Here is a 21,833-nt window from a genome sequence, read left to right on the forward strand (position 1 = left end):
CATTTTTTTCCAATAGAGTTATAATATTTGTCTACAATGTTTGGAGGTAAGCTAATGCAAGAAAAGGACTCTTGCGGTGTTGGTTTTATATGTGATATAAGCGGTCAGAAATCCAATAAGATTGTAAAATATGGCATTGAAGCTGTCAAGAATCTAACTCATAGAGGTGCTATAGGTGCCGATGGCAAAACGGGGGACGGTGCTGGTATTCTAATACAAATACCTCATAAATTTTTCAAAAAAGAAATAGAAAGGCTTGGTTTTGAAATATCTTCTATAGACAACTTAGGCGTAGGAGTCTTATTTCTAAAAAACAACGATACATCAAAAGTAGAAGAGATAGCCAAGAGAATGGGCTTTAAAGTGATAGGCTTTAGAGATGTGCCTGTAGATAAATCCGCTCTTGGTAAAAGCGCTCTTGAGACTATGCCTGTTATAAAACATATGCTTTTGGATTTAGAAGGTATAGAAAACAAAGAGCTTGCCTTGTATTTTCTTCGCAAAAGCTTAAAAAAAGAGTTAAAAATATATATACCCTCTTTGTCTTCCAAGACGATAGTTTATAAAGGCATGTTTGTGGCTTATCAAATAGACCATTTTTATAAAGATTTAGAGGATGAAACCATAGAATCTTCCATATGCCTATTTCATCAAAGATACTCCACAAACACATTTCCAAATTGGAACCTTGCCCAACCTTTTAGATACTTAGCCCACAACGGCGAAATAAACACCATAAACGGCAACAGAAACTGGATGATGGCTATACAGTCCGAGCTCTACCATAAGCTTTTAGAAGACAAGATTAAGCTTATAAAACCAATAGTGGAATACGATGAAAGCGACTCCGGGTCTTTGGATAAAGTTTTTGAGCTTTTAGTATTAACAGAGTATCCAGTAGAACATGCCATAAACATGCTAATACCCCCCGCCTGGGAAAATGACTATACACTGGATGATGATATAAGAGCGTTTTTTGAATACAAATCTTTACTTATGAAGCCTTGGGATGGCCCAGCCGCTATAGTTTTTACAGACGGGGTGAAAGTAGGCGCTCACTTAGATAGAAACGGCTTAAGACCCTCAAGGTACATCATCACAAAAGACAACATAGTGATACTTGGTTCTGAAGTGGGTATGGTAAACATAGACCCTCAGGATATAAAAGAAAGCGAAAGACTCTCCCCGGGTGATACACTTCTTATAGATACTCATACCAAAAGCCTAAAAACCACCGAAGAAATACTAAAAGATATATCCAAGAAAAACCCCTACAAAAAGTGGATAGAAGAAAACTTGGTAAAACTTGAAAACCTCATAGAAGAAAAATCTTTAGAAGATGAGCATTTAGACAAAGACAAACTTACCCGTTTACAAGCATATTTTGGATATACAACGGAAGAGCTAAAAAATCAAATAGACTATATGGCAAAAGAAGCCAAAGAATACACATTTTCCATGGGTGATGATACACCGCTACCACCTTTAAACGAAAAACCCGTGCTTATGTTTAGATATTTCAAACAAAGGTTTGCCCAGGTGACAAACCCGCCTATAGACTCTATAAGAGAAAGGTTTGTCATGAGCCTTAAGATGAATCTTGGACACAAAAGAAACTTTTTGGTGGAAACCAAAGAGCATGCAAGAAGATTTCAAATAGATTCTCCGGTGCTTTTGCCCTATCACATGAAAACTATAGAAAATCAAAAGCATTTTAAAGTAAAACGTATATCCCTTTGCTATCCAAAGCACAGAAGCGACAACATACAAGCCCTTCAAGATTTAAAAGGCTTTGAAAGAGTGTCTGATATCCTTATGGACGCCGTTTACGAAGGCATACCTATAATAGATTTAAAAATAGGTTTAGAAGTGTTGACACATCTTGTAGAACAAGCTGTAAAAGATGGGGCAGATATTATTATACTGTCTGACAAAGATGTTGACGAAAAAAATGTAGCTATTCCAAGTCTTCTAGGAGTTAGCGCATCGGTAAGACACCTTGCTAAGCTTGGATTGTCTCAAAAAGTTAGTTTTATAGTAGAAACTGGAGAAGTGAGAGATACCCATGCCCTTGCTTGCCTTATAGGCTATGGAGCATCTGCCGTTTATCCATATCTTCTTTACGAAACACTTTATCACAACTATAGAGAAAACTACGAACAAGCAATAATGAACTATAAAAAAGCTTTAGAAGATGGTATTTTAAAGATAATGGCTAAGATGGGTATAGCCACCTTAAACTCTTACCAAGGAGCCGAGATATTTGATTCCGTTTGTCTAAACAAAGATTTTGTGGAAGAGTACTTTACTGGTACGCCCGTTACATTAGAAGCCGATGGCATAGAGCAAATAGAAGAATCCATTCTAAAAAGACACGATTTTGCTTTTAACAGTGAAAAGCCTACCCTTGATTACGGTGGTGATTTAAGATTTAGAAAAGGTGGCATTTACCACGCTTGGTCTCCTCATGTGGTAAGAGCTCTTCACAAATATTTAGAAACCCTTGATTACAACGATTATCTTGAATTTTCAAGGATTGCCAACGAAGAGCACCCTACTTTCATACACCATCTTTTGGACTACAAAAAATCTAAAAGCCCTATACCCATAGAAGAGGTAGAACCAGAAGAAGAAATATTAAAACGATTTGTTACAGGGGCTATGTCTTTGGGGGCGTTATCCCCTGAAGCTCATGAAGTGTTGGCTCTTGCCACCAACATGCTAGGTATGAAATCAAACAGCGGTGAGGGTGGCGAAGACCCGGAAAGATATTTTACAGATAAAAATAGCGCTATAAAGCAAGTGGCTTCTGGTAGATTTGGAGTCACACCCACTTACCTTGCCTCTGCCAAAGATATAGAGATAAAAATAGCCCAAGGTGCAAAACCAGGCGAAGGTGGACAGCTTCCAGGCAAAAAGGTAAGCCCTTATATAGCCAAGATAAGATATTCCCAAGAAGGTATCACTCTTATATCACCACCACCTCATCACGATATCTACTCCATAGAAGATTTGGCTCAGCTTATAAACGATTTAAAAAAGGCAAACCCAGAAGCCCGCATATCGGTAAAGCTTGTAAGTGAGTCTGGTATTGGGACCATAGCCTCTGGAGTAGCCAAAGCTTATGCAGATATCATACAAGTAAGCGGAACAGAAGGTGGCACTGGAGCCTCTCCTATTAGCTCCATAAAAAATGCTGGTAACTATTGGGAGATAGGGCTGTATGACACGGTTAAAACACTCATGGAAAACAACTTAAGAGAAAGGGTCAGCGTAAGAGTAGACGGTGGATTTAGAACTGCGAAAGACGTAATAATAGGGGCAATCCTAGGAGCAGAAGAGTTTGGTTTTGGAACCGCGGCGATGATAGCAGAAGGTTGTGTAATGGCAAGACAATGCCATCTAAACACATGTCCTACTGGTGTGGCTACTCAAGATGCAAAGTTAAGAGCTAAATTTAGCGGTACAAAAGAAGGAGTGGCAGCTTATTTTAGGGCTTTAGCAAGAGAAGTAAGAGAGATACTAGCTTCTATGGGATATAAAAGTCTAAACGATATAATAGGGCGTCTTGAGCTTTTAGAACCAAAACCATCAAGATTAAAGCTTGAAGTATTTACAAAAGGATATCCCAAAGATGCAAAAAGGTTTAGAACCTTTGAAAGAAACAACAACCCTGAAAAAAGCTTAAACGATTTTATAGCTAAAGAGTTAGAAGAGTTTATTAAAAGCCAAACACCCGTTGAAAGACATTACAAGATTACAAACATAGATAGAAGCGTAGGAGCTACAATAAGCTACTATACGGCAATCTATCATAAAGACAAAGGTTTACCACCAAACACCATAAATCTATACTTTGAAGGGGTTGCTGGTCAAAGTTTTGGTGCTTTTAACCACAAGGGGATAAATTTATTTTTGAAAGGTATGGCCAACGACTACGTAGGCAAAGGAATGCATGGCGGTATCATAGCTATAAAACCGTTTTTCAGCACAGACAAAAATTTTGTATTGGCGGGAAATACAATACTTTACGGAGCCACTGGCGGTGAGCTTTATATAGCAGGCAGAGTAGGAGAGCGTTTTGCTGTTAGAAATAGCGGTGCAAAAGCTGTGGTAGAAGGGGTTGGGCATCATGCTCTTGAGTATATGACCGGTGGAATAGTAATAAACATAGGAGATTTTGGCTACAACGTAGGGGCTGGTATGACTGGCGGCATGGCATATTTTTACGACAAAGAAGGCATTTTAGAAAAGCACATAAACACCTCGTACGTCTTAGTCCAAGATGTAGCCGAAGAAGATAAAGAGATTATAAGCTCTATGCTTGAGGCTCATATAAGCTATACCGATAGTCCTTTGGCAAAGAAAATATTGGAGGAAGGTTTTGGGGCTTTTAGAAAGATAATGCCTATAGAAGCTTGCGTAAGATCGGAGAGCTCAGACGAATGTGTCCAGAAAGTATAAACCTAAACCAAAAGATAGAGAATAGGGTAAGCCTAAATCTATTCTTGGTGTTAAGCCAAAACATAGAGCTTTTACAAGAGAGCATAAACGACTTAGAACAAGAGCTAAAAGTAGAACAAGAGCTAAACCCTTTTTTAAAGTTAAAAGCCTTAAAACCACCAAAAAAGTTTTTTGTAAACAAAGAAGATTATACGGAAAACATAGCAAAAAGCTACTCTTATAAAGAACACCTCATAAAAGCTATCAACGAAGAGCTAGATGGCGTAGAAAAAGAAGTGGCAAAAGAGATAGTGTATTCTCTTGATAGCAACGGCTTTATATCTCCTGAGGCTTTAGAGGATATAAAAAAACATTTTAACGTAGGTTGGGATGTTGTAGATGACGCAAGAGCTTTTGTTATGGAAATAGAACCTATAGGACATGGAACTTTAAATCCTTTTGAATATATGGAGCTTCAGATAAGGACTTATCACAAAGATAAGAAAGACTACATAAAGTATCTAAAAGATTTGGAAGAAAGGAGAAAGATACCCAAAGAGGCAATAGAGTTTTTCTCAAAACTTAAAAAAACACCTATTCAAATAGATAAAACAAACCTCTTACCAGCCAAAGTAGACATTGTAATAGAAATAGACCAGGGAGAGATTTTGTACGATATATTCGATAACTATATGGAGATTTCTCAAGAGAATTTGGAAGAGAAGCTAGAAGACAAAGAGCTTGAAAAATATCTAAAGCAAAGGGCTAGAAGGTTTGTAGAGGCTATAAACTTAAGAAGAAAGTTTTTAAAAGAGCTTATGAAAATTGTAATAGAAACCCAGAAGGAGTATTTTTTAAAAGAAAAACCACTTAAAAGCCTTATGCTAAAGGATGTAGCCAGTGAATTTGGTATTTCTATATCTACAGTTTCAAGGCTTGTAAATGCAAAGTATGTAAAAACCCCAAAAGGTGTATTTAAATTGAGGTCTTTCTTTGTAAGGCAAAGCGTGTCTTCCAAAAGCCAAGAGGAGATACTAAGCATTATAAAAAAGCTAATTCAAAACGAAGAGACCGTTTACACTGACAAAGACATAGAAGAGATTTTAAAAAACTACGGTATAAACATAGCAAGGCGCACCGTAGCAAAGTATAGGGCAAAGCTTGGCATAGGAAGCTCTAGGAAAAGATGAAAGAGATTTTAAAAAAGTTTGATGGGCTTTTAAAAGAAAAAAACATAAAAAGCTATCTAATAACCTACAAACCAAACGTATATTATCTTTCTAAGTTTAAATCTTCAAACGCATATGTGCTCTTTTTGGAAGGGGATTTTTTCTTTTTTACAGATTCAAGGTATATAGAAGGGGCAAAAGAAAAGATAAAACACATGGAAGTCCTAAACATAGAGGGGGCTTTTATAGATTTTATATCAAAGTTTTTAAAAGCCAAAAATATAGATTCCATACATATAGACAAATCAATATCTTATTCGTTTTACGAAGAGCTTTCAAAACATGTAAAAGTTTATTTTGAAAAAGACCCTACTTTTTTGCTGAGAAAAGTAAAATCAAAAGAAGAAATAAACACCATGCTAGAAGGTGTAAAAAAATCCGATGCTGTTTACAAAAGACTACTTGATTTTGTAAAGCCTGGCATGAGCGAGAAGGAACTAAGGGACTTTGTCATATGCGAATTTTTGAAAGAAAAAGCCCAAAAAGAGAGCTTTGACACCATTATAGCCACCGGTAAAAACTCAGCCGTACCTCATCACGAGACATCTTTTGATAAAATAGAGCTAAACAAACCTCTTTTAGTGGATATGGGACTTATGTGGGAGCATTACGCTACAGATTTTACAAGGACCTTTCACATAGGAAAACCAGAGGATGAGTTTATAAAAGTATACAACATAGTAAAAGACGCTCATCTTTTCGCAATAGAAAAAGCCATTAGTGGAAATCCTCTAAAAGATGTGGATTTGGCAGCAAGAGAATACATAGAATCAAAAGGATACGGGAATTATTTTACTCATTCCACAGGACACGGGGTTGGACTTGAAATACACGAAGAGCCAAGAGTTTACAAGACTTCCACAGATATTATAGAAGAGGGGTTTGTATTTACTATAGAACCTGGCATCTACCTTCCAAAGCGCTTTGGTGTGAGGGTTGAAAACATCGTCTATATAGAAAATGGGCTTCCTCATGTGATGTCCTCTATACCGCTTGATTTGGTGATTTTATGATTTATATTTTAAAATCTTGAAAACTAACGCATATAATATATTTATGGAAAAAGTTTATATTTACGATACCACACTGAGGGACGGTTCACAGTCTGAGGGGGTAAACTTTAGCATAGAGGACAAACTGCTTATAACAAAGCATTTGGATGATTTTGGCATAGATTATATAGAAGCGGGGTGGCCTGGCTCAAACCCAAAAGATACTTTTTACTTTGAAAAGATAAAGCATACACCCTTAAAACACGCCAAGATTGTGGCTTTTGGATCTACTAGGAAAAAGGGTTTAAACGCTTCAAACGACCCTCAGGTTTTATCGCTTTTAAAAGCCCAAACACCAACTATAACAATTTTTGGAAAATCTTGGGATTATCACGTATTAGATGCCATAAACACTACCTTGGAAGAAAACCTAAACATGATATACGATACCATATCTTTTTTAAAGAAAGAAGACAGAGAAGTGATATTTGACGCAGAGCATTTTTTTGACGGGTTTAAATCAAACAAAGACTACGCTTTAAAATCTATAGAAGTGGCTTTTGATGCAGGGGCAGATTGGGTAGTCCTTTGCGATACCAACGGCGGTACGCTCCCTTTTGAGATGATGGAGATAATAAAAGAGGTATTTGATAGATTTAAAAATGCCCATATAGGAATACACGCTCACAACGACGCTGAGTGCGCTGTTGCAAACTCCTTAATAGCGATAAAAATGGGAGCAAGACAAGTGCACGGGACTATAAACGGCATCGGTGAAAGAACAGGCAACGCCAACCTTTGCTCTATAATACCTGCCCTTTCTTTGAAGATGGGTTTTAAAACAGTTGAAGAAGAATCCCTTAGAAACCTTACAGAGCTCGCAAAGTTTGTATCCGAAGTATCAAACGTACCTCTTCCAAAAAATATGCCTTACGTAGGAGCAAGTGCCTTTGCCCATAAAGCTGGAGTACACGCTTCTGCCGTTAGCAAAAGAACAGACATGTATGAGCATGTAAAACCAGAACTTGTTGGAAATACCAGAAAAATTACCATATCAGATATGTCTGGTAAAAGCAATATACTTTACAAATTAAAAGAGATAGGCCTTAGCGTAGACGAAAACTCACCGGATATTATAAAGCTTGTAGAACACATTAAAAACCTTGAAAAGGAAGGATACGTATTTGAAGCAGCAGATGCTTCTTTAGAGCTTCTTTTGAAAAAGCACTTTGGCATCGTAAAGGATTTCTTTGAGTTAGATTTTTACAAGGTGGAAGTATTAAACAAAAACGGTGAAGAGCTCTCAGAGGCAACCGTTAGAATAAAGATAGAGGATACGATACAACATACCGCAGCCCTTGGCAACGGACCGGTGAACGCCCTTGACAACGCCCTTAGAAAAGCCTTGGTGGATATATATCCAAATCTTGAAAGCCTAGAGCTAATAGATTATAAAGTTAGAATAGTTAACGAAACCGAAGGAACTTCCGCAAAGGTGAGAGTGCTTATAGAATCCACGGACGGGGTTAGGACTTGGGGCACCGTAGGAGTATCTTACAACGTGATAGATGCTTCTTGGAAAGCTTTGGTAGATAGCGTAAGTTTTAAGCTTTTAAAAGATGAAGAACAAAATTTATAGTTTTTTAACAAAAGCGTATTATATTTAAAATTTATTGTTGGAGGTTTGCGATATGGCGATGCGTAAAGGAGCTGATGTTATCGTTGAGACGCTTTTGAAAGAGGGCGTTGATGTTATATTTGGTATACCAGGCGGGGCAAACATGGAAATATACGATGCTTTATATAGAATAAACAAGGTAAAGCACATACTGGCAAGACACGAGCAAGGGGCAGGACATATGGCGGAAGGGTATGCCAAAGCCTCTGGGAAAGTGGGTGTAGCGTTGGCTACTTCAGGACCCGGTGCCACAAACCTAATCACTGCCATAGCCGATGCCTATATGGATTCTGTACCGGTAGTATTTTTAACGGGACAAGTACCTACCTTCTTGATAGGAAACGATGCTTTTCAAGAAGTTGATATAGTAGGCATGACAAGGCCAGTTACCAAACACAACTTCCTGGTGAAAAAAATAGAAGACTTGCCTCTTATGATAAGACAAGCTTTTTATATAGCAAAAACTGGGAGACCAGGGCCTGTTCTGGTGGATATACCTAAAGACATCACACAAACTATGACAGACATAGAAATCCCCTCCGATGAAGAAGTTATAAACTCGTTACCGGGATATAAACCGCACATAGAAGGAAATCCTCAACAGATAAAAAGAGCAGCCCAGCTTATATTAGAGGCGAAAAGACCAGTTCTTTACGTGGGTGGTGGAGCTGTGGCAGCCGAAGCCAACGCAGAAATTACAGAATTGGCAGAGCTAATGAAGATACCGGTAACTACCACCAACATGGGTAAAGGTGCCTTTGACGAAAGACATCCACTTTCTTTGAGAATGTTAGGTATGCATGGTACCTATTACGCCAACATGGCGGTTTATCACGCCGACCTTCTTATTGCAGTGGGTTCTCGTTTCGATGACAGGGTAACCGGTAAAGTAGATGAATTTGCACCTTTTGCTAAGATAATACACATAGATATAGACCCTGCTTCCATATCTAAAAATATCACGGTGGATGTACCTATAGTAGGAGATATAAGAAGCGTTTTGGTAAGGCTTATAGAAGAGATTAAAAACAAAAACTCTAAGATAGTGTATGAAGATGAAAGAAAAGCCTGGCTTGAGCAAATAGATGCTTGGAAAAAAGCCTATCCACTTTCTTACAAACCTTCTGATAAAGTTATAAAACCTCAGTTTGTAATGGAGGCTCTATACGAGATAACGGAAGGTGACGCTATAATCACTACCGGCGTTGGTCAACATCAAATGTGGAGCGCTATGTTTTATAAGTACTCTTTCCCAAGACAGTTTATAAACTCCGGAGGTCTTGGAACTATGGGTTTTGGTTTACCAGCCGGAATAGGTGCTAAGGTAGCAAGGCCAGATAAAGATGTTTTCATAATAGATGGGGACGGTTCGTTTCTCATGACTATGCAAGAGCTCATTACAGCAGCTCATTACAACATACCAATAAAAGTAATTATAGTAAACAACGCTTATTACGGTATGGTACGTCAATGGCAAGAGCTATTTTACAACAAGAGGTACTCTGAAGTGGATTTATCCTTCCAACCAGATTTTGTAAAGCTTGCAGAAGCCTGCGGTGCTATAGGCATGAGAACTGATAATCCAAAAGAACTCAAAGATGTTTTATTAAAAGCCAAAAACATAGAGGATAAACCTGTTTTAGTGGAAGTTATAGTAGATAGGGAAGAAAATTGCTTACCTATGGTACCCGCTGGTAAAAGTTATAAAGATATGTTGTTGTCTGATGGGAAAAATGTAGAAGCTGAAACTATGTATTTGGTAGGTTAAAGGAGAAAAGATGGAAGCGGTAAACGGAAGACCAAAGAGAGAGATTAAAAAAGGCGAAACTAGAAAGCATATAATAAGCATCCTTGTAAACAACGAGTTTGGTGTGTTGGCCCGTATAGCTACGCTCATTGCCGGTAAAGGGTACAACATAGAAAGCTTAAGCGTGGGAGAAACTTCAGAGGCCAATCTCTCACGCATCACCATAGAGGTAAAAGGTGATGATGTGGTAATAGACCAGATGATAAAACAATTAAGAAGGTTGATAGACACTATAAAAGTACGTGATTTAACAGATACACCAAGGGTTGAGAGGGAGCTCATGCTTATCAAGCTACACGCCCCTTCCCATAAAGAAAGGGACGAGATACTAAGAATAGCCCAAATCTTTAGAGGAAAGGTAGTAGACATATCCCAAGATAGTATAATGATAGAGTTGACAGGGGATAGCGAGAAAATAAAGGCTTTTTTAAACTTAGTAAGACCCTTCGGCATAAAAGAGATGGCCACCACCGGAAAGATTACGCTGAAAAGGGAATCAGTAGTAGAAGAAACGCAAGACTGAAGACTATATTATAATATATTTCATGCTGATAACCAAGCTAAAAAGAGAAGCTATCGTAAAGGGAGATTTTTCTACCTTTGGTTATAAATTTTCATTGGAAGATGAGGATGGATTTATTCAAAATGAAGCGGCTATAGTAGTAAACTCTTTGATAGAGTTTGATTTTAGAAAAATAACCCACGGTTTTAATACCTTCGTGGATGTAAGCGTGGATGTGGATTTTCTTTACAACGACTTTTTACCACGTATAGACAAAGATATGAAGCTTGTTTGTAGCTTTGACTATGGAAAGCTGTCTTCTTCCTATGTTTTAAGTTATATAGAAGATATCTTTAACAAATTAAGAGACGAAAGTATAAGCATATGCTTATACAACTTCTACCCAAAAGAGTCTGAGATATCTGATAATATCTTAAAATACACGTCTTTTATAATGGTGCCTTTCTCTACAAATTTTGAAGATTACTCTAAGTATGCGGAAAATGGGATAAAACTAATATGCACAAATATATCTTCTTTGGAAGAGATGGAAAAAGCTTTAAAAAACGACCTAATATCCTACTACATGGGACACTATATAGAAGCTCCAAAGAAAATAAGCCTACCAAGGATTGAGAAACCATCTTCTATGATAACGGAGCTCTTCATAAAGCTGAAATCTCCAGACGACATAAACGAAGCTATAGATATAATAAAAAGGTCTCCAGAGCTTACTTTTAGCATATTGAAGTTTATAAATTCTGCTTTTTTTGCAATACCTTCAAGAGTGTCTTCTGTGGAAGCCGCTGTAACGCTACTTGGTTTTAACAATCTAAAGAAATGGGTAAACTTAGTATTTTTATCGTCGGTGGTATCAAATCCAGCTCAAAATATATATGTAGAAAAATCCGTTGCAAGAGCTTATTTTATAGAAAAAGTTTGCAAATTTATAGACCCCTCTAAGGCACCCACAGCCTATCTGGTGGGGATTTTATCTTTTATGGATGTACTGTTTGGCAAAAGCTTTCAAGAGATATTTGAAGATATGCCTGTGTCTCCTGAAGTATCGGAGGCTCTTATAGATGGCAAAAACCTTTTTGCTGAACTTCTTGATTTAGCAAGAGCTTTTGAATTTCACGACAAAGACAAGATAAATTTTTATGTATCAAAATACAATCTAAACATAGATCGGGTTGAAAGGTCTTACTTGGAATCTCTGTACGAATACGACAGATTTATAGAAGCAATACGCTAGATGAAAAACGATATCCTTCTTAAAAGCCTAAAAAAAGAACCTATAGAAAGATATCCAGTATGGCTTATGCGCCAAGCTGGTAGATATTTACCAGAGTACAGAGAAATTAGGCAAAAATACAAAAGCTTTTTAGACTTTTGCAAAAACGTAGAAGACGCCGCTTTGGTATCGCTTCAACCGGTTGATATACTTGGAGTAGACGCTGTAATCATGTTTTCCGATATTTTAGTAATATTAGAGCCCATGGGTATAAAAGTATCTTTTGAGGCGGGAGAAGGTCCAAAACTAGAACACGATTTTCATTTTAAAAGCCTAAAATCTAACGGTATAGCAAAGGATTTGGATTATGTTTTTGAGCTTTTAAAAGTATTAAAAGAAAAATCCCCAGTACCAGTCATAGGATTTTGTGGAGCACCTTTTACCTTAGCCTCTTATGTGATAGAAAAAGAAAGCTCAAGGGAGTTTACCAAGACAAAAATCTTTATGTATGAAAACCAAAAAGACTTTCACACTTTAATGGAAAAACTATCCGAAGCTCTTATAGAGTATATAGACAATCAAATAAAATCAGGGGCCGATGTTATACAAATCTTTGACTCTTGGAGCATGGCACTATCAAAATCAGCCTACAAAGAATACGTTTATGATTACAACGCTTTTATAATAAAATCTATAAAACAAAAACACCCAAACACACCCATCGTATACTTTTTTAGAGGCTCATCTTCTCATATAGAAGAAGCAAGTACCCTTGGAGCCGATGTTTTAAGCGTAGATTGGAGCGTCTGTATAAACGATGTTTGCAATAGATATCAGTCTTTAGCTTTTCAAGGAAATTTAGAACCTCAAGTGCTTTTGCTTGACAAAGAAATTATGAGAAAACACGTTGAGGAATTTATCGTGTGCATACCAAGAGATACGGGTTTTGTGGTAAATTTAGGACATGGTATAACCCCAGATGTATCCAAAGATAATGTAAAATATTTTGTAGAATGCGTAAAGGAGGTGTCTTATGGGAAAAGAGCTAACTTTAAAAACGGCTAAAGCTTATATGTCTGGGGAAGGCGATAAAGCTATTGTGGTGCTGCACGAGTGGTGGGGGCTTGTCCCACACATAAAAGATATCACCGATAGATTTGCCAAAGAAGGGTTTGTAAGTATAGCTCCGGACCTTTACGATGGGAAAACCGCAGACAATCCAAACGATGCTGGTGCTTTGATGCAAAACCTTTTTTCAGATTTATCAAAAGCCCAAAACATAATAGAAGAAACCATAAACTATTTAAAATCTCAAGGCGTTAAAAAAATTGGTATCACTGGCTTTTGCTGTGGTGGAACTCTAACATGGTATTTTGGAAAATACGGAGATGCCTTGGTACCTTTTTATGCCCTTTATCAGCTTGCTCCTATTGATTTCTCTTCTATAAAAGCCCCGGTCCTTGCAATACACGCTGAAAAAGACGAGTATGTGCCCATTGCCGATGTGGAAAAAGCAAAAGAAGAGTGTAAAAAACATGGCATAAACGCCGAGTTTATAGTATACCCAGGCGTGAATCATGCATTTTTAAATGACACAAGACCTGAAGTCTACAACGAAAAAGCCGCCAAAGATGCTTGGGAAAAAGCGGTTTCATTTTTTAGAAAACACCTTAGCTAATGGGTATATTACAAGAGATAGTAGAATACAAGAAATCAAGCTTAAATAAATCTTACAGCTACTTTGACGAGCTTTTAGGAATGATAAAGGAGGCAAAGCCTCCTCTTTCTTTGAAAAACGCTATCATATCTTCAAAAGCCATAAAAACTCCGATAATAGCTGAAATAAAACAAGCCTCTCCTTCTATGGGACATATAAAAAGCGTCGATATAAAAGACCAAGCCCACAAGTATCAAGAAGCTGGGGCTTGCGCTATATCGGTCCTCACGGATGATAAGTTTTTTGGTGGAAAACTTTCTTATCTTGAAAAGGTAAAAAGCGCAGTAGAAATACCACTGATGAGAAAAGACTTCATAATAGACCCTATCCAAGTTTACGAGGCAAGAGCTTATAAAGCCGATGCGATACTTCTCATAGCAAGAATTTTAGACAAATATCAGATTGAAGATATATCTTACGAAGCTAAAAAGCTGGGATTAGATATACTTATGGAAATTTTTGAAAAAGATGAAATAGAAAAAGTAAAAGACTTTGAAATAATAGGGGTAAACAACAGGGATTTGGATACCCTTGATATTAATATTTCTAAAAGCAAGGAGATGCTTCCTATTTTAAAAGAAAACACAAGAGCAGTGTTGATATCTGAAAGCGGTATATTTTCAAAAGAGGATATAAACTTTTTAGAAGGATACGACGGTTTTTTAATAGGCACATCCATTATGAAAGAAGACAATCCAGCTAAGAAGCTGAAGGAGCTTGTATGGTAAAAAGAATAGGTCTATTTTTAGGAGTTATACTTTTGTTTTCCTTAGTGTTTGCGCTTTTAAATAGAAAACCTCCAAATATAGCCATAATAAGAGTAAGAGGTGTTATATTAAGTCCATTACCCATTGAAAAAGAGATAGAAAAAGCTCAGAAAGATAAAAACATAAAAGCTCTTGTACTAAGAGTAGATAGCCCTGGTGGAGCAGTAGGGGCAGCCCAAGAAATATATAGAGCTTTACAAATATTCAGAGCCCATAAAAAGCCTATAGTGGTTTCTATGGGAAGCTTGGCGGCTTCTGGCGGATACTATATATCTGTGCCGGCTAACTACATATACGCAAACCCCGGAACTTTGACAGCCAGCATAGGTGTTATAATAGATTATCTAAACTACAAAGACCTTCTTAAAAAGATTGGTATAGAGCAAGGCGATATAAAAACAGGAAAATACAAAGACATACTGGTACCTTGGAAAAAGCTTTCCAAAGACGACAAAGCATACCTTCAATACCTTGTAGACAATACGTATGAGCAGTTTATAGACGCTATGTTAGCCTACAGGTCCAACAAGATATCAAAACAACAGCTTCTTTCCATAGCAGATGGAAGGGTTTTGACGGGTGTTCAGGCAAAACAACTAGGATTAATAGATGGTATAGGAAACTTAGAAGATGCAGTGGAAAAAGCAGCTTTTCTTGCCCATATAAAACACCCGAGGGTGGTTTTCTTCAAAAAAGAGAAGTCCTTTATAAGAGAACTTACGGGAGCTTACTTTAAAGAGGCTATAAACCATCTTGAACTTATATCACCAATCCATACCATGTATATGTTTCAAGGCTTTTGATATAATATATAGTTTAAGGAGGTGAAAGACATCATGGAAGAGGAACTAAGACAAGAAAGCGAGCAAGGTAAACCAGAAAACGAAATCTCAAAAGAAGAATTGCTAGAAAAACTATCAAATTTAGAAAAAGAATACGAAGCTCAAAAAGAAAGATGCTCAAAGCTAGAAGTTTTATTAAGGTTGTCAAATGAAAAGCTTGTATCTTTACAAAGGGAGTTAGAACAGCTTAAAGACCACTATAGAAAAGAAAAAGAACATCTTAAAAAGTATGGGCATGAGGGACTTGTAAAAGATATGTTGGATGTGCTTGATAACTTTGAAAGAGCTATATCTCAATTTAACAGTATAGAATCCTTAGACCCAAATACAAAAAATATACTAATAGGTGTAGATATGATATACAAAGATTTAAAAAACATACTCAAAAAACATGGTTTAGAAGAACTAGAACTAAAAGGACAGATATTTGACCCCACTTTAGCAGAAGCTATAGATACTATCCAAGATGAAAATTTTGGTCCAGATGAAATAGTAGAGGTAACCACAAAAGGATATAAACTACACGATAAGGTTATAAGAGCAGGTAAGGTAATAGTAAATATAGCAAGAGAAGAAATCACATGATGCTAATACCAAACTCCAAAAAGGTGGCTGGAATCTTCATAGATGGTACAAACCTTTACTTTGTCCAAAAGCAGTTTTTGGATTTTAAGGTAGATATATTAAAACTTGTTAAATACTTTGCAAACTACTTCGTTATATACAACACATTCTTTTATCTTGCTTACAAAGAAGAAGAAGAAAAGCAAAACAAATTTTATAGGATGCTAACCTTTGGCGGGGTCACCGTCATTAAAAAAGCGGTAAAACAATTAAAAGATGGGAGTATGAAGGGAAACCTTGACGTGGACCTTGCAATGGATTGTCTTCTTACCAAAGACAACTACGATGTAGCAATACTGGTTACTGGAGATAGCGATTTTGAAAAACTTATAAACATACTAAGGACCTTTGGAAAACAGATAATCGTAGTTTCTACCAAAGATAGCTCTTCTATAGAGCTCGTAAACATATGCGACCTTTTCGTAGAGCTAAAAGACTTGGCACCCTTTATAAAACTAGAAGAGCATGAAAAGCAAAACAATACATAACTATATAGTAATAAAAGGCGCAAGACAACACAACCTCAAAAATATAGATATAGACATTCCCAAAAATAAGCTTGTGGTGATAACAGGCCCTTCAGGTAGCGGTAAGTCTTCTTTGGCGTTTGATACAATATACGCAGAGGGTCAAAGAAGGTATGTAGAGTCCTTATCTTCTTACGCAAGACAATTTTTAAACGTAATGGACAAACCAGAAGTAGACAGCATAGAAGGATTATCGCCAGCCATTGCTATAGACCAAAAAACAACATCTCACAACCCCCGCTCTACGGTTGGTACCATTACAGAAATATACGATTACATAAGGGTCTTTTGGGCAAACCTAGGAAAACCAAAATGTCCCATATGTGGAAGGGTTTTAGAAGGATTGTCAGCCCATGAGATATTAGAACATGTATACAACAAATACCAAGTTAAAAAGGTGCAGATTTTAGCGCCCATAGTAAGAGGTAAGAAAGGCGAATTTAAAGATGTTTTTAAAAACATAGAAAAACAAGGATTTTCAAGGGTAAAAGTAGACGGAGATATCTACAGAATATCTGAAGTGCCTTCTTTGAATAAAAACCAAAAACACGACATAGATATCATAATAGACAGACTTACATTAAATGAAGAAGAAAGACCAAGAGCTTTACTTGCTATAGAAAAAGCTTTAGAGCATGGAGAGGGACTTGTAAAGATAGAAGATGTGGAAGCCTCCTCTTTTGAGCTTTTTAGCGAAAGTATGGTGTGCCCAGAGCACGGGTTTTCCATCCAAGAGCTTTCCCCAAGACTCTTTAGCTTCAACTCACCATACGGAGCTTGCCCTGTTTGCAAAGGGCTTGGCGTAAAGTGGGAAATAGACGAAGAGGCTCTTATAGACCAAAACGCCGCAGTTTTAAACGCTATAAGGATATTCAACGAATATCAATTTTTTGATTATCTAAAGTTTCCAGTTTTAGAGATTTTAAGAAAATTTAGAATAAACCCAAATACAGCTTTTAAAAACATCCCAAAGGAGATAAGAGAACTAATACTCTATGGCTCAAGAGGCAATTACAGCTTTCACTTTGAAGGGATAATCCCACATTTAGAGCAAAGATATATAAACGCAGATGAAGCAGATAGGATAAAAGATTTGTTAGATAGCTTTATAAGGGAAAACCCTTGCCCTGTTTGTGATGGTTCTAGATTAAAGCAAGAGGCTTTGTCTGTTTTCGTACTTGATAAAAACATATGGGATGTAGTAAAAGTATCCGTGGACAAAACATACGAATTTTTTGACTCTATAGAGGATAAGCTAACTAACAAAGAAAAAGAGATAGCAAGGCCTCTTCTAAAAGAGATAAAAAACCGCATAAAGTTTTTGCTAGACGTTGGCCTTGATTATATATCGTTGGGAAGGAGCGCAAACACCCTTTCGGGTGGCGAGATGCAGCGTATAAGACTTGCCACCCAAGTGGGCTCTAAGCTCACGGGTGTTTTGTATGTATTGGACGAGCCTTCTATTGGACTTCATCCAAGGGATACTGGTAAACTCATAAATACGTTAAAAGAGCTAAGAGACCTTGGAAACACCGTTATAGTGGTAGAGCATGACCATGAGACGATAGAGTCAGCTGATTACATAGTAGAGCTTGGACCAGGAGCTGGTAAAAACGGCGGTTACATAGTAACAAAAGGGACTGTGGAGCAGATTAAAAAAGATAAAAAATCCCTTACCGGCGGTTATCTTTCAAATAGGCTTTACATAGAGATACCAAAAGAGAGGAGAAAACCCCAAAAAGGTTTTCTTAAAATAGTAGGGGCTAAAGAAAACAACCTAAAAAATATAACGGTAAGAATTCCGGCAGGGCTTTTCGTGTGCGTTACAGGAGTATCCGGTAGTGGAAAATCAAGCTTAGTCTATGATATATTGTGGCAGTACGCCAAAAGACATTTTTACAGCTCTTACGAGTATATAGGCAAGTTTGATAAGATTGAGGGTATTGAGCTTTTTGATAAAGCGATAAACGTAGACCAATCCCCTATAGGAAGAACCCCCAGAAGCAACCCAGCTACATACGTAAAAGTTTTTGACGCCATACGAGAGCTTTTTAGCCAAACACCAGAGGCAAAAGCAAGAGGATATAGCCCAGGCAGATTTTCTTTTAACGTAGAAGGTGGAAGATGCGAGGCTTGTCAAGGAGAAGGGGTTATAAAGGTGGAGATGCACTTTTTGCCACCTGTCTATGTAACTTGCGACGTTTGTAAAGGTGCTAGATATAACAAAGAGACACTTGATATAAGGTACAATGGCAAAAATATATCGGATGTTTTAAATATGACGGTGGATGAGGCTTACGAATTTTTCAAAAATATACCATCTATATCAAGAAAATTGAAACTCCTTCAAGAAGTAGGGCTTGGTTATATATCCCTTGGTCAAAACGCCACCACGTTATCAGGGGGAGAAGCCCAAAGGATAAAACTATCTAAAGAACTATCCAAAAAAGATACCGGCAACACCCTTTATCTTTTAGACGAACCCACCACCGGTCTTCATACAGACGACATAAAGAAGCTTATCAACATACTCCAAAGGCTTGTAGACAAGGGAAACACTGTAGTGGTTATAGAACACAACTTAGAGCTTATCAAATGTGCTGACTGGATAATAGATATAGGACCAGAAAGTGGTGAGCGTGGAGGATACCTTCTTTTTGAAGGACCACCAGAAGAGCTAATACATCACCCGCACTCTTACACGGCAAAAGCGCTAAAACCTATTTTAAAAGATAAGGTATAGATGCTAGAAAAAGAGTATGTTTTTAAAATTTTAACGTTTCTAAAAGCCAGAAACAAGAATGTGTTTGCCACATGGCAAGATGAATCGATGTTAAACGGTAGCATAGCCACTATAGTAAATGTGTCAAGCGATACAATATCTTTAGCTTTTGAATATCAAGATACGTTGTTTTCTATATCTCCTGGTAAAAATGTGTTGGTTAGGACTGGCATTCTTCTAAGACCTCTTCTTTGTAACGTTGTAAGCAAAGAAAAATCTGTCGCAACTCTTAACTATATCAGCATAGTGGCTGTAGATAGAGAAAAAAGAAGATTTTTAAGGATAAACCTTGAAGAACCTATAGATGCCACAGTTGTAATTAGCAATCTATTTTTTCCAGTAAGGATAATAGACATATCTGAAGCCGGGGCTGGTATTGTAATAAACACAAACAAACCATTAGATGTGTTTTCCAACAAATATGCAGACATGCAGTTTACTTTGCTAAATTCTATAATTAGAATGAAAATACGTTTTGCTTGGATAAGTAAAACAAATCTTGAACAATTTTTTGCTGGTGTTGAGTTTTTGGCGGATAGTTTTCAGAAAAATAAAATTCAAAAATTCATGATAGACAACATGTACAACATAGAACAAGAAATGCTTGAATTTCTTAACTTCTTATAAGCTCTAAGCTCTTAATTCTGCTTAAATGTCCACATGCTGCGGCAAGCTCTAAGCCTTTGCTCCACCTTATAGTACAAGATATATCGTTTTTCAAAAGCTCTTGTTGAAATTTATACACATCTGACTGGGATGGTCTTTTAAAAGAAAGCGCTGAGTTTTCGTTGTAAGGTATTAGGTTTACTTTTATCTTGTGTTTTAGGCTTTTAAGAAGATTCGCAAGGTTTTTGGCATCTTTTAAAGTACTGTTTATATCTTTTATAAGCACATATTCGATGGTAATGCGTCTTCTTGGTTCTAAGGGGTATGTTTTTAAAAGCTCAAACACGTCCTTTAAAGAGCCAACCACGTTTGGCATAAGCGCTTTTCTTGTTTCGTCTGAAGAAGCGTTTAAGGAGATAGCAAGGTTTAGCTTGTTTAAGATATCATCTTCTTTTAGCCTTTTTAGATAGTTTGCGTAAGCGCTTGTGGATATTGTAATGTGCCTTTTTGAGAGTTCAAACTCCTTTAAAAATATCAAAGCGGCTTTTTTAAGATTATCAAAATTGGCAAGGGGCTCTCCCATACCCATAAAAACGATATTTCTTATAAAAACGTTTTTAAAAATAGATATGTAAAAATATTGGTCTACTATCTCTCCAAAGCTTAGATTTCTTACAAGCCCTCCTATCGTGCTTACACAAAACTTGCATCCCACCGCACAACCTATCTGAGTTGATATACAAAGAGTGTAATGGTCTTTTTCGTTTATTAAAACACTTTCTAAAAAATAACCATCTTTTGTCCTAAAAACAAACTTGGTAGAATCGTTTCCCTCTAAAAAAGAATCTAATTCCAGCACGTGAAAATCTAGATTTAAGCTTTCTCTTAGAGTTTTTGGTAAATCTGTCATAAGGCTTATATCCGTTGTCTTTTTCTTAAAAGCCCAATACTTTATTTGAGATATTCTAAATTTTTCTAAGTTTAGCTTGTTTTGAAGCTCAAAGTAATCTTCCAATAGGTTTATCATTGTAAGATGTTTTCTATGAGTTTATAGGATAGCTTATTAGTAATGTTTATATAATCTTCTTTTACGAGTGAGCTTTTATCTATATTTTCCTGTTTTAAATCTTCCTCGTAGGCTTCTATCCATTCTCTTATCATATCTTTTGTAAGCTCTATATGAAATTGAATACCTACGGCGTTTTCATAGACAAAAGCTTGGTTTTGGTATTTATCGGAGCTATATATCCTCAAAGCACCCTTTGGCAAATCAAAGGTATCTTGATGCCACTGAAAAGCGTAAAATCTATCTGGAAAACCTTTAAAAAACTTATGGTCGTCTTCTTTTTTTAGTTGATACCATCCTATCTCTTTACCGTTTTGCCCTTTATAGACCTTTTCGCCTAAAACATGTGCAAGCATCTGGGCCCCAAGACATATACCTACAATGGGTTTTTGAGCTTTTAAGAAGTGCTCTATTATTCTAAACTCTCTACTAAGAAAAGGATATTGAGGTTCCTCGTAAACACCCATATACCCACCAAGGACAAAGAGCATGTCAAACTCTTCTTGAGGTAAGCGTTCGGCTTGGTCTACATATGTTATGTCTATACCTTTTGATGATAGTATATCGTTAAAAACTCCGGCATGCTCTATCTGAACATGCCTTAGGATAAGAGCTCTCATTAAAGCATACCCGGGGGTTTCCCTTTGGATATAACAAGCCTTTCTACTGGCTTATCTTCTTTTAGATGGCTTTCAATGATTTCTTTTACATCCTCTTTTCTTACGTTGCCATACCATATACCTTCTGGGTAAACCACTACCGTCGGTCCCATACCACAAGGGCCAAGACAACCTGTAGGGGTTATAGCTACTGTCATCATAAGTTGAGGGTCTTGTTGAAGAGCATCTGCAAAGGCTGTGTAAACATCTCTGCTTCCTTTCTCTGCACAAGAGCCCATAGGATGACCTGGTGGTCTTTGGTTTACGCATACAAATACGTGTTTAAACATATTGCCTCCTTCGAAAGGTTTTTTACTAATTTATATAGTTTCTAAGCTTTTTGCATGATAAAAGCCCT

At 37.0% G+C, this 21,833-nt stretch carries 18 protein-coding genes; 15 read left to right on the forward strand and 3 right to left on the reverse strand.

What is annotated here, in order from left to right; all coding sequences use genetic code 11:
- Positions 1 to 54 precede the first annotated feature (54 nt).
- Genes gltB through ACYQZV_RS05755 form a run of 15 tightly spaced genes read left to right on the forward strand, consistent with a single transcriptional unit; the run spans position 55 to position 19,771 of the window.
- Positions 55 to 4,464, forward strand: a complete 4,410-nt coding sequence (gene gltB, locus ACYQZV_RS05685) for a glutamate synthase large subunit (RefSeq protein ID WP_459893976.1) — start codon at positions 55 to 57, stop codon at positions 4,462 to 4,464.
- Positions 4,446 to 5,633, forward strand: a complete 1,188-nt coding sequence (locus ACYQZV_RS05690; protein ID WP_459893977.1) for an RNA polymerase factor sigma-54 — start codon at positions 4,446 to 4,448, stop codon at positions 5,631 to 5,633. Before gltB ends, ACYQZV_RS05690 begins: the two co-directional genes overlap by 19 nt.
- Positions 5,630 to 6,685, forward strand: coding sequence for a M24 family metallopeptidase (locus tag ACYQZV_RS05695; protein WP_459893978.1), 1,056 nt, complete (start codon positions 5,630 to 5,632; stop codon positions 6,683 to 6,685). Before ACYQZV_RS05690 ends, ACYQZV_RS05695 begins: the two co-directional genes overlap by 4 nt.
- 43 nt (positions 6,686 to 6,728) lie before the next feature.
- Positions 6,729 to 8,303 carry a citramalate synthase gene (gene cimA, locus ACYQZV_RS05700; RefSeq protein WP_459893979.1) on the forward strand — a complete coding sequence of 525 codons (1,575 nt, stop codon included), beginning with the start codon at positions 6,729 to 6,731 and terminating at the stop codon, positions 8,301 to 8,303.
- A gap of 52 nt (positions 8,304 to 8,355) precedes the next feature.
- Positions 8,356 to 10,110: a biosynthetic-type acetolactate synthase large subunit gene (ilvB, locus tag ACYQZV_RS05705; protein WP_459893980.1), complete on the forward strand. Its 1,755-nt coding sequence runs from the start codon at positions 8,356 to 8,358 to the stop codon at positions 10,108 to 10,110.
- Between the two features lie 10 nt (positions 10,111 to 10,120).
- Positions 10,121 to 10,672, forward strand: a complete 552-nt coding sequence (ilvN, locus tag ACYQZV_RS05710) for an acetolactate synthase small subunit (RefSeq protein ID WP_459893981.1) — start codon at positions 10,121 to 10,123, stop codon at positions 10,670 to 10,672.
- 22 nt (positions 10,673 to 10,694) lie between these two features.
- Positions 10,695 to 11,906 carry an EAL and HDOD domain-containing protein gene (locus ACYQZV_RS05715; RefSeq protein WP_459893982.1) on the forward strand — a complete coding sequence of 404 codons (1,212 nt, stop codon included), beginning with the start codon at positions 10,695 to 10,697 and terminating at the stop codon, positions 11,904 to 11,906.
- A complete protein-coding gene (gene hemE / locus ACYQZV_RS05720) occupies positions 11,907 to 12,950 on the forward strand; it encodes a uroporphyrinogen decarboxylase (RefSeq protein WP_459893983.1) in 1,044 nt (347 codons plus the stop codon).
- Positions 12,919 to 13,563, forward strand: coding sequence for a dienelactone hydrolase family protein (locus ACYQZV_RS05725; protein WP_459893984.1), 645 nt, complete (start codon positions 12,919 to 12,921; stop codon positions 13,561 to 13,563). Before hemE ends, ACYQZV_RS05725 begins: the two co-directional genes overlap by 32 nt.
- On the forward strand, positions 13,563 to 14,330 hold the full coding sequence (locus ACYQZV_RS05730) for an indole-3-glycerol phosphate synthase TrpC (RefSeq protein WP_459893985.1): 768 nt from the start codon (positions 13,563 to 13,565) through the stop codon (positions 14,328 to 14,330). Before ACYQZV_RS05725 ends, ACYQZV_RS05730 begins: the two co-directional genes overlap by 1 nt.
- The gene (sppA, locus tag ACYQZV_RS05735; RefSeq protein ID WP_459893986.1) at positions 14,324 to 15,172 is read left to right on the forward strand and encodes a signal peptide peptidase SppA; all 849 of its coding nucleotides are present in this window, start codon (positions 14,324 to 14,326) and stop codon (positions 15,170 to 15,172) included. The genes ACYQZV_RS05730 and sppA overlap by 7 nt, the downstream gene beginning before the upstream one ends.
- Positions 15,173 to 15,205: 33 nt before the next feature.
- Positions 15,206 to 15,796, forward strand: coding sequence for a nucleotide exchange factor GrpE (locus tag ACYQZV_RS05740; protein ID WP_459893987.1), 591 nt, complete (start codon positions 15,206 to 15,208; stop codon positions 15,794 to 15,796).
- Positions 15,793 to 16,323, forward strand: a complete 531-nt coding sequence (locus tag ACYQZV_RS05745; RefSeq protein WP_459893988.1) for a LabA-like NYN domain-containing protein — start codon at positions 15,793 to 15,795, stop codon at positions 16,321 to 16,323. Before ACYQZV_RS05740 ends, ACYQZV_RS05745 begins: the two co-directional genes overlap by 4 nt.
- Entirely contained in the window at positions 16,301 to 19,105 is a 2,805-nt protein-coding gene (uvrA, locus tag ACYQZV_RS05750) for an excinuclease ABC subunit UvrA (protein ID WP_459893989.1), read from the forward strand. Before ACYQZV_RS05745 ends, uvrA begins: the two co-directional genes overlap by 23 nt.
- Positions 19,106 to 19,771: a PilZ domain-containing protein gene (locus tag ACYQZV_RS05755; protein WP_459893990.1), complete on the forward strand. Its 666-nt coding sequence runs from the start codon at positions 19,106 to 19,108 to the stop codon at positions 19,769 to 19,771.
- Here the strand turns inward: ACYQZV_RS05755 and rlmN are convergent.
- The 3 genes from rlmN to ACYQZV_RS05770 are packed head-to-tail and all read right to left on the reverse strand — an operon-like array spanning position 19,758 to position 21,765.
- Positions 19,758 to 20,777 (reverse strand): dual-specificity RNA methyltransferase RlmN, encoded by a 1,020-nt coding sequence (gene rlmN, locus ACYQZV_RS05760; protein ID WP_459893991.1) that lies wholly within the window; start codon positions 20,775 to 20,777, stop codon positions 19,758 to 19,760. The two genes, ACYQZV_RS05755 and rlmN, sit on opposite strands and share 14 nt — an antisense overlap.
- Positions 20,774 to 21,436, reverse strand: a complete 663-nt coding sequence (locus ACYQZV_RS05765) for a type 1 glutamine amidotransferase (RefSeq protein WP_459893992.1) — start codon at positions 21,434 to 21,436, stop codon at positions 20,774 to 20,776. Before ACYQZV_RS05765 ends, rlmN begins: the two co-directional genes overlap by 4 nt.
- Complete coding sequence (locus tag ACYQZV_RS05770) at positions 21,436 to 21,765, reverse strand: (2Fe-2S) ferredoxin domain-containing protein (RefSeq protein WP_459893993.1); 330 nt, start codon at positions 21,763 to 21,765, stop codon at positions 21,436 to 21,438. The genes ACYQZV_RS05765 and ACYQZV_RS05770 overlap by 1 nt, the downstream gene beginning before the upstream one ends.
- Between the last annotated feature and the right edge of the window lie 68 nt (positions 21,766 to 21,833).

The sequence above is a fragment of the Hydrogenobaculum acidophilum genome, from assembly GCF_054656715.1.